We start from the raw sequence: 13,889 nt of genomic DNA on the forward strand, positions 1-13,889 counted from the left end.
GACCTAAGTACCGGACCGCACCGACTTCGGTATCCGGACAGCCGGGTTCGGCACGGAGAACGCTTACGCACCGCTACATTCGACCCATGACCGTGTCCACGAACCGTCGCCGCAGTACCCGCGACTGGATCGTCGACAGTGTGGTCTTCGTCGTCGCGGTCCTGCTCGGCCTGATGCTGTACGACGACGGCGACAAGGATCCGGTCAGCTCGGGACTGCTCGCGCTCGACTTCGTCGCGGGGATGGCGCTGTGCCTGAGCCTGTGGTTCCGCCGCCGCTGGCCGGTCCAGCTGGCGGTGGCCGGAGCAGTGATCGCGACCTTCTCGGACTCCGCCGGCGCGGCCGGTCTGATCCTGATCCTGAGCGTCGCCATCTACCGGCCGCTCAGGACCACGCTGTTCATCTTCGCGATCAACGCCGTCGCCCTGCTGATCTACCTGGACGTACGTGACAAGCCGGACGACCCGATGGCGATCATCATCGCGGCGGTGGCGATGTATGTCGCGGTCGCGGGTTGGGGGCTGTACATCCGGTCCCGGCGGCAGCTGCTGCAGACGCTGCGGGACCGGGCGGACCGCGCCGAGACCGTGGCGACGCTGCAGGCCGAGCAGGCGCAGCTCCGGGCGCGGGAGGAGATCGCTCGCGAGATGCACGACGTACTCGGGCATCGATTGTCGTTGCTCAGCGTGCACGCCGGCGCGTTGGCGTACCGGCCGGATGCGTCGACGGAGGAGGTCGCGGGGGCCGCGGAGATCATCCGGGCCAGTGCGCATCAGGCGCTGCAGGATCTTCGTGAGGTGATCGGCGTACTGCGGGCTCCGGTGGGGGAGCTGCCGCAGCCGGCGTTCGCGGATCTGCCTGCGCTCGTCGAGGGGTCGCGCGCGGCGGGGATTCCGGTCGAGTTGGTGCTCGATGCGCCTGGTGCGCTGCCGGAGCACGTCGGACGGACGGCGTACCGGATCGTGCAGGAAGGGCTGACCAACGCGGTCAAGCACGCGCCGGGTGAACCGGTCACGATCAGCGTGACCGGTGCCCCCGGCAACGGATTGTCGGTGGAGCTGCGCAACCCGGCCCCCGACCGCAGACGAGGAGACGGCCAAGGATTGAAGGGCTTGCGCGAACGCGCCGCGCTGGTAGAAGGCCGAGTCGAACACGGCCGCACGCCTGAAGGCGACTTCCGCCTCTTCGCTTGGTTACCGTGGCCCGCATGACTGTGCTTTTGGCCGGGCCTCCGGCGCCGGCGTGGTCATGGGGCTGTGCCTCCCGGCCTTCCCTCGTCGCTCCAGTCGCAGCGCTCCCTGCGCTCCTCAGTCCAAGCCGGGAGGCCCCATGACCATTCGGGTGTTGATCGTTGACGACGATCCGCTGTTGCGGGCCGGGCTGAAGTTGATGCTGGGTGGGGCGGAGGACGTCCGGGTGGTCGGGGAGGCCGGTGACGGCTCCGGTGTGCAGGGGCTGATCGACAAGCTCGCGCCGGACGTGATCCTGATGGACATCCGGATGCCCGGCACCGACGGGCTGACCGCCACCGAGACGGTACGCCGTCGTCCGGGCGCGCCCGAGGTCGTCATCCTGACCACCTTCGACGCTGACGAGCACGTCCTGCGGGCACTCCGCGCGGGCGCGGCCGGGTTCGTCCTCAAGGACACCCCACCCGCCGAGATCGTCGAGTCGGTACGCCGGGTCGCGGCCGGCCAGCCCGTTCTCTCACCCGCGGTCACCAAACGCCTGATCACCCGGGTCGCCGACGCGGGTCAGGACAACCGCAAGTCCAAGGCCGTCGACCGGCTGGCGGCGCTGAACGACCGCGAACGCGAGATCGCCGTCGCTGTCGGCGAGGGGAAGTCGAACGCCGAGATCAGCGCGACGCTCTACCTCAGCGTCCCGACCGTGAAGACGCACGTCTCCCGCATCCTCACCAAGCTCGACCTGAACAACCGCGTCCAGATCGCCCTCCTCGTCCACGACGCGGACCTGCTGCGCGGCTAACGCGGTTCGAGAACGACCACAGCGGTCGGCTTGCGGCGTCGCGCCGCCCACGTGTCGAGCCGCAGGTCGATCTCCCGCCAGCGCGCCCACAGCCGGGCCCGCTCGTCCCCCTCGGCCGCGCGACCGAGCACAGCGCGCGTGCCGTCGGCGAGCACGACCTCGGCCTCGGGATGCGCGCGCAGGTTCAGCCACCAGGCGGGCTCGGGTTCCTCCCAGCCGTTCATCGCGAGCGTCACCAGGTTCGGCCCGTCCTCGTAGTACGCGAGGATGACGCTGCGCGGTTGACCGGTGCGCCGGCCCGTCACGGTCAGCCGCAGGGTGCCGGACCGCCGATCCCGGGGGCGGGACAAACCGATTCGGCCGCCGCTGAGCGTGTAGATGCCCCGATGGATCTTCCAGGCCAGCCACTTCACCCAATGCGGTGGCAGCCACGCCCCACGGTCCGCAGTACTCATGTCCCCCTCCAGACACTCGTGGAATCAAGGGTGGCACACAAGAAGGAGCCGGGGCCCCGGCGAGTTGGAGCCCCGGCTGATCGGGTGGGTTACGACTGCGTCGCCCGGCGGAACTCCTCGTTCGGGGTCTGCAGGCTGCCGAGGCTGGTGACCTCGCGGCGGAAGAACAGCGCGAGGGTCCAGTCGAGGATGACGCGGGCCTTCCGGTTCAGGGTAGGCACGCGGGACACGTGGTAGGTCCGGTGCAGGAACCAGGCCAGCCAGCCCTTCACCTTCACGCCGTACAGCTGGGCGACGCCCTTGTGCAGGCCGAGGCTGGCGACCGAGCCGACGTACTTGTGTTCGTAGTCCTGCGGCGGCTGGCCGTCGATCACGCGGAGGATGTTCGCCGCGAGCCGCCGCGCCTGGCGGACGGCGTGCTGCGCGTTCGGCGCGCAGAACGCACCGTTCGCACTGGTCAGGTCCGGTACGGCGGCGTTGTCGCCGGCGGTCCAGGCGTCGTCGACACCCTCGATCCGCAGGTTCGCCAGCGTCTTGACCCGGCCCTTCTCGTCGAGCGGGAAATCAGTCGCGGCGAGCGCCGGGTTCGCCTTCACACCGGCGGTCCAGACGATCGTGTCGGCGTCGAACTCGTCGCCGTCGCTGAGGATCACGTGACCCTTCTCGCAGGACTCCAGCCGGGTCTCCAGCTTGATGTCCATGTTCCGCTTGCGGAGCTCCTCGACGGTGTACTTGCCGAGATCCGTGCCGACCTCGGGCAGGATCCGGCCGGTCGCCTCGACGAGCACCCAGCGCATGTCCTCGGGGTTGATGTTGTCGTAGTAACGGGTGGCGTAGCGGGCCATGTCCTCGAGCTCGGCGAACGCCTCCACGCCGGCGTACCCGCCGCCGACGAAGACGAACGTGAGCGCGGACTTGCGCAGCGCCGGGTCGGGCTGGGACGACGCGACGTCGAGCCGGTCCAGGACCTTGTTGCGCAGGGCGATGGCCTCTTCGACGGTCTTGAACCCGGTGGCCTCGTCGGCCAGGCCGGGGATCGGCAGGGTGCGAGCGATCGAGCCGAGCGCGACCACGATCTGGTCGTACGCGAGCTCGTACTCCGGGCCCTCCTCGGGCATGACCTTGGCGACCTTGTGGGCGTGGTCGATACCGGTCACCCGGCCGGTCACCACCCGGCAGCCCTTGAGGGTCTTGCGCAGCGGCACCACGACGTGCCGCGGCTCCACCGAACCGGCTGCCGCCTCGGGCAGGAACGGCTGGTAGGTCATCACCGACCGCGGGTCCACGACGGTGACCCGGATCTTTCCTTTCCGGGCCGCGCGGCGCAGGCCGTACGCGGTGTACATCCCGACGTAACCGCCTCCGACGACGAGGATGTGCGGCACCTGGGCTGTCATGCGGTTCACTCTCCCTGAGTGGTTCTCCGACTTCATGTTCACTTCAACGCTAAGGGCTCGTGAAAGATTTCACAAACCCTCTCCTGAGTGATCTCACCCACCGAAACATCCCCCGCCGGAGGGACTCGCCATCCCTTCATGGTCGACCTCAGGACCCGTGCCCACCAGGTCTGAAACCCAACCGCAAGCTAGGCCGTGTCCGGGTCGGGCAGGCGGTACGTGGTGACGTGGGAGGGAGAGTCGGCGGTGAAGGGGGAGCCGGTCCAGTCGGCGTGGCGGGACTCGCGGGTGAAGCCGGCCAATTCGGCCATCAGGTCGAGTTCGGCGGGCCAGATGTAGCGGTGGGGGGAGCGGAAGAGCTGGGCGTCGGTGCCTTCGCCGAAGTGGAAGTGATGGGAGACGACGTGCTGCTGCAGTACGTCGTAGGTGTCGAGCAGGATGTAGCCGGGATCGGCGGTGCCGACCGTCGCGGGGAGGCCGGGTGGGAGGCGGCGGAGTTCGGGGACCCAGAGCTCGATCACGAAGCGGCCGCCGGGGGAGAGGTGGCGGGCGGCGTTCCGGAAGCAGGCGACCTGTTCGGACTGGGTCAGCAGGTTCGAGATGGTGTTGAACACCAGGTAGACGAGCGTGAACTCACCCGGCGCCCGGGCCGTCGACATGTCCCCAGCGACCACCGGGATCGTCTCCGCGTCGACCTTCGTCCGGAGCTGGTCGAGCATCGCCGTCGACAGCTCGATCCCGCTCACCGGTACCCCACGCTCCGCCAGCGGTACGGCGACCCGCCCGGTCCCGATCGCCAGTTCGAGCGCGCGGCCACCGCCCGCGAGCTCCGCCAACCGATCCACCGTCGGCCCCAGCACCTCAGCCGCGAACATCCCGCTCCCCGGCGTGTCGTACCGGGCGGCCACCTCCGCGTTCCACAACTGGTTCTGCTCCGCGGCCTTTGACAACTCCATCGAGTCCTCCTCGTCGTCACCGCCGCCCCGCGCGAGCCGAGGCAGTCGTACTTCAACCTAGGTGGGTGCCACCGGACCGACCACCGGGTTTTGGACGTCAGACCTCTGTGAGAACTGTTGATCCGTGACCGGTAGTGCGCGTCAATGGGGGTGTGGAGAACTACCGCACTCCGGTGCTGACGGCCTCGGTGCTCGCGCCGCCTGCTGTGTGCGCGTTGCTGATTCCGTTCCGGGAGCACTTCGACAACGCGAATGCGGCGTTGTTGCTGGTGGTCGTGATCGTCGGAGTCGCGGCGTTCGGGATTCGGCTGGCCGGCATCCTGGCGGCGATTTCGAGTGCGGTGTGGTTCGACTTCTTCCTGACCGTCCCGTACGACAGCTTCACGATCAACAGCAGTAACGACGTGGAGCAGGCCGTACTGCTGCTGGTGATCGGCGTCGCGGTCACGCAGATCGCGATCTGGGGCCGCAGGCAACAGGCCGAGGCGTCCCGGCGGCGCGGCTACCTGGACGGCGTGATCACCACCTCGCAGGCGGTCGCGACCGGTGCCTCCGCCGACGACCTGATCGAGCAGGTGCGCGCCGAACTGACCGCCGTCCTGGGGATCGACGGCGTGAAGTTCATTGCCGGCAGCAATCAGACCCACGCGCCGCGGCTGAATCCCGACGGCTCGGTGACGCGCGGCTCGCAGGTCCTGAAGGTCGAGCGTGACGGCCTGCCGACGAACGCCGAGATCGAGCTCACCGTTCAGCACGCCGGCGAGACCCGCGGCCGCTTCCTGCTGACCGCCGCCACCCGCGTGGCCCGCCCCGACCTGGAGCAACGCCTGGTCGCGGTCGCCCTGGCCGATCAGGTCGGCGCCGCCCTGTCCACCCAGGAACCGATCCACCCGCACATCTGACGTTGATCCTTTGTATTGCCGGGAAATACATCGGAAAGCGATTGATTTTCGGTGCGGAATGTCTACGGGATTCTCAGATGTTGTTCAGGATGGGACCGTAGTATCTCGATACGGCCCCGGATGTGGGTCACCAGGAGGAAGAGATGCAGAGCAGTAACCCGGTGCTGAACCGGTCGAGTGCGTTCGCGCCTGGCCAGGGCCAGGCCTATCCGGGGGCCGCTCCGTACGGTCAGCCGGGCCCCTACGGCTACGGCGGGTCGGGTATGCCGCCGCAGCAGTACCAGGGGGCTCCGGCCGCGAGCCGCCCCATGACGCTGGACGACGTGATCGTCAAGACCGCGATCACCCTCGGTGTGGTCGTCGCGGCCGCCGCGGTCGCGTGGTGGCGGATCCCGGACACCCTGGTCTCGCCGGCGTTCCTGGCCGGCGCGCTGGTCGCGTTCGCGATCGCCATGGTGCTGTCGTTCTCCCGCAAGGTGAACCCGGCGCTGCTGATGGCGTACGCCGTGGCCGAGGGCGTGTTCCTCGGGATCGGCAGCAAGTTCATCGCGGGCTGGGTCGGTGACTCCGGCATCATCGTGCAGGCTGTGCTGGCCACGATGATCACGGCCGGTCTGACGCTGGCGACGTACAAGTACTTCGCGATCAAGGTGACGCCGAGGTTCACCAAGATGGTCATCATCGGCACGATGGGCTTCGCCGGTGTGCTCGTGGTCAACCTGCTGCTCAGCCTGTTCGGCCTGAGCACGGGGATCTCCGGAATGGGCCCGATGGGCCTGCTGTTCGCCGCGCTCGGAGCCGGCCTGGCGGTGTTCAACCTGATCCTCGACTTCGACCTGGTCGAGCGCGGGGTCCGCGAGGGTGCGCCGCAGAGCGAGGCCTGGCGGGCCGCGTTCGGTCTGACCGTGACGCTGGTCTGGCTGTACTGGAACATCCTGCGGATCCTCGCGATCCTCCGCGGCGGCGACTGACCCCGCGGGCAGCAGAGCCGTAACAACCAGGGAAGGGCCGGTCCAGGTGGGCCGGCCCTTCCGGCTTTCCGGACGCAGCTCGTCCGGTTCCGGCTCTACCGTGTCCTCATGACGAATGTTTGGTACGACGCTCCGTCGCACGCCGCCGGAGCGTCGCTGGTCGCCCGGCTCTCGTCCCCGCTGCCGGAGATCGATGTTCGGCAAGGAGGAGTGCGGGTCCAGGCGGCCGGCGCCGACCTGGCGGAGATCTCCGTCGCCGCGCGCGAGCTCGGTCTGACCGAGAATCCGGCGGCCGTGCAGACCCTGAGCGTCGTGCTCGAGGCTGCGGATCCGGCCGCGGCGCAGTCGTTCTGGCAGGTCGCGCTCGGCTACCCGGCGACCCTCCAGGACCCGCTGCGCCGCACTCCGAGCTTCGCCGTACGGCGACTCGACGCGCCGCGGCCGCTGCGGAACCGGATCCACGTCGACGTGGTGCGTCCGGCGGACGTCGTCCACCAGGCCTATGTGGCGACGGGGCGGGAGCCGTCCGGTGCGTTCGGCGTGATGGTGGCCGACGACGAGGGGAACGAGATCGATCTGGTCCCGGGCGATCCGCTCTCCGGAACGCGTGACTGGCAGGCGTTGTTCGCCGCGATGGTGTTCTACCCGACGTCCACGCCGGCGCCGTTCGTCATGAAGGTGGCGGAGTTGGCCGACGCCGCGGGCATCGCGCTGCGGATCGACGTACGGCCGGAGGGCGTGACCGTCGACAGTGCGAAGGATCGGTGGGAGGGCGGCGAGGACGGGGCCGACCCGAAGTTCGTCGCGTTGGCACAGGCGGTCGAGGGCGCGGCACGGGAGCTGGGGCTGCGGGCGGATCCGGCGCCGCTGCGGTTCGTGCAGTTCGGCCTGGACGCGATGGACGTCCCCGCCGTACGGCGGTTCTGGTCGACGTTCCTGGGCTACGCGGAGGACACCCGGCCGCACGTCACCGACATCTTCGACCCGCGCTGGATGAACCCGGTGCTGTTCTTCCAGCAGCTCGCCGAGCCCCGTGCACAACGGAATCGGCTGCGCTTCGAACTCGTCGTGCCGGCGGAGGCGGTGCGGTCGCGGGTCGAGGCGGCGTTGTCCGCGGGTGGGACGGTGGTGCGCGAAAACCCTTACCTGGTAGCGGATCCGGAGGGGAACGAAGTGGAGATCACGGCCGCTCGACCGTGAAAGACCTGCCCCTCCACCTGAAAGGGCAGGTCTTCACGCTCGTCTCCTTTGCGGCTCAGCCCATTCGCCGGTGCGCTCTGACCAGGTCGAACTCGTGGACGATGGCGGTCGCGTGCCCATGAGCGAGTGCGTACTCGCTGGAGAGCCATCGCACTCTGTCGTCGAAGCGCAGGAACGACGGTCCGTCGTTCATCAGCTGGAACCACTCGGTCATTGCGCGTCCGGTGCATCTGGGCACGGCCTCCACCAGACGCTGATGCGTCTCCTCGGAGTGGTTCAAGCCCATCTTCGCCTCCCGTCATCGGGGTACCGCGTAGTTATCGACTGTGCACCACCTGGCAGCCCGGAGGCAAGACTCCCGACAGGAAAGTCCCCGCTCAGCGGACGCTCAAGTTCAGCAACAGCTCCGCCGATCCGGCGGAATCCCCACAATTGGGAGGATTCCGCGCCAGTCGTACGCGAGTTGTACGCCGGTCAGTGACCGACCGGCACCGTCTCGGGGGACGCGTCCTTCGGCTCCTCGACGCGGTCGACCTCGGCCTTCGGATGCCGGCGGCGGTGCCGCAGCGCGGCCCAACGGCCCCGCGGACCCCGCTCGCGACCGGCCACCTCGGTGGCGGCGACCTCGGTTCCGGCCCGGCGGACCGCTTGGACGGCGGCCTCCGCGATCGGCAGGATCGCCTCGCCGCGGAACGGCTCCGGGTGCACGAACGACTCCGGCCCGACGCCCATCGCCGCCGCTGCCGACGGCAGCAGCGCGGCGGCGGCCGCGGCGTACCCGGTGGCGGACGGGTGGAAGTTGTCGCGGCCCCACATCGACGGGTTGGTGCGGAACACCTCGCCGAGCAGCGAGCCGAGCGAGACGGAGCGGCCGCCGGCCTCGACCACGGCGATCGTCTGCGCGGCGGCGAGCCGGTGGCTCAGCGAGCGGGCGACCCAGCGCAGCGGCGGCACGATCGGGCGGACCACGCCGAGGTCCGGGCAGGTGCCGACCACGACCTCACAGTTCGCGGCGCGCAACCGGCGTACGGCGGTGGAGAGCAGGCGGACCGAGGTCGACGGCGGCATCTTCGCCTTCACGTCGTTCGCGCCGATCAGGATCACCGCGATGTGCGGGCCGGCCTGCAGCGCGGTGTCCACCTGCGCGGCGAGATCGGTCGACTTCGCTCCGGTCTTGGAGACGTCGACCAGCCGGACCGGGCGCTCGGCCAGGTCGGCCAGCCCGGAGGCGAGCAGCACCCCAGGGGTCTCGTCCGGCGAGTCGGTGCCGTACCCCGCGGCACTCGAGTCGCCGAGCATGGCGAACGTGATCGGATGTCCTGGATGCCGGCCGTACAGACCGTCGCCCGGAGTGGGGTAGTAGCGCATCGGTCCGATCACACGCTTCGCGTACTCGGCCTCAGCGGTCAGTACGCCGTACAACGTGGCACCGATGAGTCCGAGTCCCCCGCCCCCGAAGGCCGCGGCCTGGGCCAGCTTCTTCGCTGCCCGGGCTGAGTTGAATGCTTTTCCCACCCCACCACCCCGGTCACTCACAAGTACAAGCATTACACGCAGTCACAGACAAGCAAGCCAAATTACCGAAGGCCACGCATATCACTACAGTTAAGACTGTGCGCTACGCAGACTCTCTCCTGGACCTCGTCGGCAACACCCCGCTGGTGAGGCTGTCCAAGACCACCGACGGTGCCAAACCGCTCGTGCTCGCCAAGGTCGAGTACTTCAATCCCGGCGGCTCCGTGAAGGACCGGATCGCGGTCCGGATGATCGAGGCCGCGGAGGCCTCCGGTGAGCTCAAGCCCGGCGGCACAATCGTCGAGCCGACGTCCGGCAACACCGGCGTCGGGCTCGCGATGGTCGCGCAGCAGAAGGGCTACAAGTGCGTCTTCGTCTGCCCGGACAAGGTCAGCGAGGACAAGCGCAACGTGCTCAAGGCGTACGGCGCGGAGGTGGTGGTCTGCCCGACCGCGGTGGCCCCCGAGCACCCGGACTCGTACTACAACGTCTCCGACCGACTGGTCCGCGAGATCGAGGGCGCCTGGAAGCCGAACCAGTACGCGAACCAGAACAACCCGCGTTCGCACTACGAGACCACGGGTCCCGAGATCTGGGAGCAGACGGAGGGGAAGATCACCCACTTCGTCGCGGGCGTCGGCACCGGCGGCACGATCAGCGGCACCGGCAAGTACCTCAAGGAGGTGTCGAACGGTCGCGTCCAGATCGTCGGCGCCGACCCGGAGGGCTCGGTGTACTCCGGCGGCACCGGCCGGCCGTACCTGGTCGAGGGCGTCGGCGAGGACTTCTGGCCGGAGACCTACGACCGGGACATCTGCGACCGCGTCATCGAGGTGTCGGACGCGGACTCGTTCGCGCTCACCCGGCGGCTCGCCCGCGAAGAGGCGATGCTGGTCGGCGGTTCGGCCGGGATGGCGGCAGCGGCCGCGATCCGGCTGGCGCAGGAGCTCGACGACCCCGAAGCCGTCATCGTGGTCCTGCTGCCGGACGGCGGCCGCGGCTACCTGACCAAGGTCTTCAACGACGACTGGCTGGCGCAGTACGGCTTCCTCGCGCACGCCAAGCAGGGCACCACCCTCGGTGACGTGCTGGCCGGCAAGGACGGCAGCCTGCCGCCGCTGGTGCACACCCACCCGCACGAGACGATCGCCGAGGCGGTCGCCATCCTGCGGGAGTACGGCGTCTCCCAGATGCCGGTCGTCCGCGCGGAGCCGCCGGTGATGGCGGCCGAGGTGGCCGGCGCGGTGTCGGAGCGGACGCTGATGGACGCCCTGTACTCCGGCAAGGCGCGGCTGGCGGACATCGTCGAGCAGCACATGGACCCGGCGCTGCCGTCGCTCGGCGCCGGCGAACCGGTCACCAAGGCGGTCGCGCTGCTCGAAGGCCGGGACGCCCTGATGGTTCTCGACGACGGAAAGCCGGTGGGCGTGCTGACCCGGCAGGACCTGCTGGTCCATCTGTCCGCCGACTGAGTCGACCGAGCCGACTGAGCTGGTTGGCTCAGCGGTCGACGACTGACGGGATGATGGCGATCAGTGCGGTGACCACGATGCCGATCACCACGACTGCCGCTCCTGCGATCTGAAGAATGTCCATGCCTCAAGAGTGCTTCAGCGAGGCTCGCCGGACATCGGTCTCCGGATCGGTCTTTCCTTCATCCCAAGGTCGTACATCCGAGGGCCTGGACTCCTACTGGAGGAGTCCGGGCCATCCCCTAATGGACGACGGCGAAATCGGCCGGATCGAGCCGCCGGGTACGGCGCCAGTACGACACCGTCCACTCCGGCCAGATCGTCGAGTTCCGTCCCGTCGCGTCCAGGTACCAGCTGGTGCACCCGGACTGCCAGACGGTGTCGCCGAGCTCGCCCTGGATCGAGTCCACGAACCGCTCCTGGGCCTCCTCACGGACCTCCACGTACGTCGCTGCGCGGCGCCGGAGCAGGTGCAGCGCCTGCATCACGTAGCGGACCTGAGCCTCGATCATGAACACCATCGACGAGTGGCCGAGGACCGTGTTCGGGCCGACGAGCAGGAACAGGTTCGGGTACCCGGCGACCGTGATGCCGAGGTGCGCGCCGATGCCGTCACGCTTCCAGTGTTCGGCGAGGTCGACGCCGTCCTTGCCGAGGATCGGCATTCGGGTCAGGTTGGCCGCGACCGCGAACCCGGTGCCGAGTACGAGCGTGTCGCAGGACCGCTCGGTGCCGTCGGTGGTGACCACGCCGGTCGGGGTGACCCGTGCGATCGGGGTGGTCACGACACTCACGTTCGGCCGGGTGAGCGCGGGGTAGTAGTCGTTCGAGTTCAGCACCCGCTTGCAGCCGATCTGGTAGTCCGGGGTCAGCTTCGCGCGGAGCTCCGGGTCGGTGACCTGCTTGCGGAGGTGCCGTTTCGCCTGCAGTTCCAGGCCCTTCATCAGCTTCGGGTTGCCCGCGAAGCCGGCGCCGCGGCCCTCGAGGCCCCAGTAGATGACGTTGCGGATCGTCCGCTGGCCGGCCGGGAAGCGCTCGTGCAGCGCGCGTTCCCAGGTGCCGATCGAGCGGTCCGGCTTCGGGGTGACCCACGGGGCCGACCGCTGGTACACGTCCAGCTGGGCCACCTGCGGTGCGATCTGCGGTACGAACTGGATCGCCGACGCTCCGGTCCCGATCACCGCCACGTTGCGTCCCCGCAGGTCCACCGAGTGATCCCATTGCGCGGAGTGGAACGTCGTACCGGCGAAGGAGTCGAGTCCGGGGAGTCGCGGGAGCTTCGGCTCGTGCAGGCTGCCGACGCCGGCCACCAGCGCCTGGGTCTGGATCGTCTCGTCGCCGTTCACCGTGACGGTCCAGCGACCGGTCGCCTCGTCGAAGGCGGCTTCGGTGACCTCCGCGCCGTACCGGATCTTGCCGGCGATCCCGTACTTGTCCGCGCAGTGCTTCAGGTAGGCGAGGATCTCGTCCCACGGCGCGAACATCCGCGTCCACCGCGGGTTCTGCTCGAACGAGAACGAGTAGAGGTACGACGGGATGTCGCAGGCGCAGCCGGGATACGTGTTGTCCCGCCAGGTGCCGCCGAGCTCGTCCGCCTTCTCCAGGATGACGAAGTCCTCACACCCGGACTGCCGCAGCTTGATCCCCATGCACAGCCCGGCGAACCCGGACCCGATGATGACGACGTCGGCCATACAGCCAGAGGTTACCGGCGGGTCACCCCGATGGGAATGGGGTCCGGCTACGCCTTCAGGCGGTAGAGGGTCTCGCCGGCGTTCGGTACGACGAACGTGTCGTCGTCGGCCTCGTACGCCGCGAGGTCGACCTTCGCGGGATCGAGGTAGCCGAGGTTGGCCCGGCGTACGACGTCCTCGGGGATGCCGGTCGCCAGCGTCACCCGGACCCGGAGGTGCTCGCCGCTGACCGGGTCCCAGGTGCCGGCGCCGCGCAGGTGGGTGGAGTGCGCGAGGACCCCCCAGTGCAGGTCGCGGAACCGGTCCCACTGGCCGAGGAAGTAGTCGCGGCAGTGGTAGCCGATCTCCTCGATCTCCGGGTGCATCGCGGCGAGCTGCGTGACGTGCGGCGCGTAGAGGATCACCTCGCCGCCGTCCGCGACGATCGGTTCGACCTTGTAGAAGCCCTTCGCCGCGGTCCAGATGTCGGCGTACTTCGGCGGCATCACGGAGAGCACGCGCTGGACCGGATGCTCGAGGTACCGGACGTGGGTCTGGGCGGAGATCTCGGCGGCCGCGGCCCAGGACTCGGTGGTGTCGCCGAACGCGATCGCGTGCAGTGAGTCGGTCCCGGACTGGGCGACCACGGACAGCGCGAGCTTCTCCGCCGGGATGAGCGCGGCGGCCTCGTCGATGAGGGCGCGGACCGCAGTGATACCCGGCGTGCCGATGATGTTCGCGCTGGTGATCAGGGCGCCGAGCCAGTGCGAGAAGTCGATGACCTGCTGGCCGGCGACGCCGGGGAAGAAGTACTTGTTGCCGCCGGAGAAGCCGACCACCTCGTGTGGGAAGACCGGCCCAACGACCAGCGCGACGTCGTGCTCGACCACGGCGCGGTTCAGCTGCACCGGGACCTCGTCGCGGAGCATCTCGCCGGAGATCTCGCCGACCCGGCCGGAACCGATCGTGCCGAGGTCGGCGAACGTGCCGGGTTTCCACCACTCGTGGTTGATCGCGTTCGGGTAGTCACCGCCGAGGTGCTTGCGCAGCTGCTCCGGCGTCATCTCCGCATGGGTGCCCAGGGCAACGAGAATGGTGACCTTGCTCGCCCGGCCTTCCAGCGCGCCGGTGACGGCCTTGAGCAGCAGCGGCAGCGGGCAGCTGCGGGTGGCGTCCGGGACGATCACGCAGACGCTGCGTCCCTCCAGCCCGGCGCCCGCGAGGGCACCCCCGACGAACGACGTCACCTCGTCCTCGGTCAGGACCTGACCCGCACCACCGATCACCGCCGCACCAGTCACGGCTTCGACCCTACCCACTGCGGACGTTGACCGGGACCGGGGGACGACGGACGATCGG

General features: G+C 69.1%; 13 protein-coding genes. 6 read left to right on the forward strand and 7 right to left on the reverse strand.

The annotated features are described in order from the left end of the window. Window positions 1-86: 86 nt before the first annotated feature. The gene (locus ACFYRH_RS27460; protein ID WP_387781260.1) at window positions 87-1,211 is read left to right on the forward strand and encodes a sensor histidine kinase; all 1,125 of its coding nucleotides are present in this window, start codon (window positions 87-89) and stop codon (window positions 1,209-1,211) included. Between the two features lie 118 nt (window positions 1,212-1,329). Further along, window positions 1,330-1,989 carry a response regulator gene (locus ACFYRH_RS27465; protein WP_387781263.1) on the forward strand — a complete coding sequence of 220 codons (660 nt, stop codon included), beginning with the start codon at window positions 1,330-1,332 and terminating at the stop codon, window positions 1,987-1,989. Here ACFYRH_RS27465 and ACFYRH_RS27470 read toward each other — a convergent pair. The 3 genes from ACFYRH_RS27470 to ACFYRH_RS27480 all read right to left on the reverse strand — a co-directional run bounded on the left by ACFYRH_RS27470 (window position 1,986) and on the right by ACFYRH_RS27480 (window position 4,797). Then, window positions 1,986-2,444 carry a nitroreductase/quinone reductase family protein gene (locus ACFYRH_RS27470; RefSeq protein ID WP_387781267.1) on the reverse strand — a complete coding sequence of 153 codons (459 nt, stop codon included), beginning with the start codon at window positions 2,442-2,444 and terminating at the stop codon, window positions 1,986-1,988. The genes ACFYRH_RS27465 and ACFYRH_RS27470 overlap by 4 nt on opposite strands. 89 nt (window positions 2,445-2,533) lie before the next feature. Further along, window positions 2,534-3,841, reverse strand: a complete 1,308-nt coding sequence (locus ACFYRH_RS27475; protein ID WP_387781270.1) for an NAD(P)/FAD-dependent oxidoreductase — start codon at window positions 3,839-3,841, stop codon at window positions 2,534-2,536. Between the two features lie 188 nt (window positions 3,842-4,029). Beyond that, window positions 4,030-4,797: a class I SAM-dependent methyltransferase gene (locus tag ACFYRH_RS27480; RefSeq protein WP_387781273.1), complete on the reverse strand. Its 768-nt coding sequence runs from the start codon at window positions 4,795-4,797 to the stop codon at window positions 4,030-4,032. Window positions 4,798-4,949: 152 nt separating this feature from the next. Between ACFYRH_RS27480 and ACFYRH_RS27485 the strand changes: the two genes are divergently transcribed. From ACFYRH_RS27485 to ACFYRH_RS27495, 3 genes are all read left to right on the forward strand, one after another. Next, on the forward strand, window positions 4,950-5,699 hold the full coding sequence (locus tag ACFYRH_RS27485; protein ID WP_387781276.1) for a DUF4118 domain-containing protein: 750 nt from the start codon (window positions 4,950-4,952) through the stop codon (window positions 5,697-5,699). A 143-nt stretch (window positions 5,700-5,842) separates the two neighbouring features. Next, the gene (locus tag ACFYRH_RS27490) at window positions 5,843-6,670 is read left to right on the forward strand and encodes a Bax inhibitor-1/YccA family protein (protein ID WP_387781279.1); all 828 of its coding nucleotides are present in this window, start codon (window positions 5,843-5,845) and stop codon (window positions 6,668-6,670) included. A 108-nt stretch (window positions 6,671-6,778) separates the two neighbouring features. After that, window positions 6,779-7,870: a VOC family protein gene (locus tag ACFYRH_RS27495; RefSeq protein WP_387781282.1), complete on the forward strand. Its 1,092-nt coding sequence runs from the start codon at window positions 6,779-6,781 to the stop codon at window positions 7,868-7,870. A 55-nt stretch (window positions 7,871-7,925) separates the two neighbouring features. On the opposite strand, the gene ACFYRH_RS27500 is transcribed toward ACFYRH_RS27495, so the two are convergent. Next, entirely contained in the window at window positions 7,926-8,156 is a 231-nt protein-coding gene (locus ACFYRH_RS27500) for a DUF4287 domain-containing protein (protein WP_387781285.1), read from the reverse strand. A 188-nt stretch (window positions 8,157-8,344) separates the two neighbouring features. Beyond that, entirely contained in the window at window positions 8,345-9,385 is a 1,041-nt protein-coding gene (locus ACFYRH_RS27505; protein WP_387781288.1) for an SGNH/GDSL hydrolase family protein, read from the reverse strand. Between the two features lie 98 nt (window positions 9,386-9,483). On the opposite strand from ACFYRH_RS27505, the gene ACFYRH_RS27510 reads away from it, so the two are divergent. Next, the gene (locus ACFYRH_RS27510; protein WP_387781291.1) at window positions 9,484-10,857 is read left to right on the forward strand and encodes a cystathionine beta-synthase; all 1,374 of its coding nucleotides are present in this window, start codon (window positions 9,484-9,486) and stop codon (window positions 10,855-10,857) included. A gap of 242 nt (window positions 10,858-11,099) precedes the next feature. Here the strand turns inward: ACFYRH_RS27510 and ACFYRH_RS27515 are convergent, their stop codons facing one another. Both ACFYRH_RS27515 and ACFYRH_RS27520 read right to left on the reverse strand, forming a co-directional pair. Beyond that, entirely contained in the window at window positions 11,100-12,551 is a 1,452-nt protein-coding gene (locus ACFYRH_RS27515; RefSeq protein ID WP_387781294.1) for a flavin-containing monooxygenase, read from the reverse strand. Between the two features lie 47 nt (window positions 12,552-12,598). Next, window positions 12,599-13,831: a lactate racemase domain-containing protein gene (locus ACFYRH_RS27520; RefSeq protein WP_387781297.1), complete on the reverse strand. Its 1,233-nt coding sequence runs from the start codon at window positions 13,829-13,831 to the stop codon at window positions 12,599-12,601. Window positions 13,832-13,889 lie beyond the last annotated feature (58 nt).

Source organism: Kribbella sp. NPDC004875, assembly GCF_042873375.1.
GTDB lineage: Bacteria > Actinomycetota > Actinomycetes > Propionibacteriales > Kribbellaceae > Kribbella.

Coding starts and splice junctions, on each gene's coding strand:
- ACFYRH_RS27460 (WP_387781260.1), top strand. CDS start 87: ATGACCGTGTCCACGAACCGTCGCCGCAGTACCCGCGACTGGATCGTC.
- ACFYRH_RS27465 (WP_387781263.1), top strand. CDS start 1,330: ATGACCATTCGGGTGTTGATCGTTGACGACGATCCGCTGTTGCGGGCC.
- ACFYRH_RS27470 (WP_387781267.1), bottom strand. CDS start 2,444: ATGAGTACTGCGGACCGTGGGGCGTGGCTGCCACCGCATTGGGTGAAG.
- ACFYRH_RS27475 (WP_387781270.1), bottom strand. CDS start 3,841: ATGACAGCCCAGGTGCCGCACATCCTCGTCGTCGGAGGCGGTTACGTC.
- ACFYRH_RS27480 (WP_387781273.1), bottom strand. CDS start 4,797: ATGGAGTTGTCAAAGGCCGCGGAGCAGAACCAGTTGTGGAACGCGGAG.
- ACFYRH_RS27490 (WP_387781279.1), top strand. CDS start 5,843: ATGCAGAGCAGTAACCCGGTGCTGAACCGGTCGAGTGCGTTCGCGCCT.
- ACFYRH_RS27495 (WP_387781282.1), top strand. CDS start 6,779: ATGACGAATGTTTGGTACGACGCTCCGTCGCACGCCGCCGGAGCGTCG.
- ACFYRH_RS27500 (WP_387781285.1), bottom strand. CDS start 8,156: ATGGGCTTGAACCACTCCGAGGAGACGCATCAGCGTCTGGTGGAGGCC.
- ACFYRH_RS27515 (WP_387781294.1), bottom strand. CDS start 12,551: ATGGCCGACGTCGTCATCATCGGGTCCGGGTTCGCCGGGCTGTGCATG.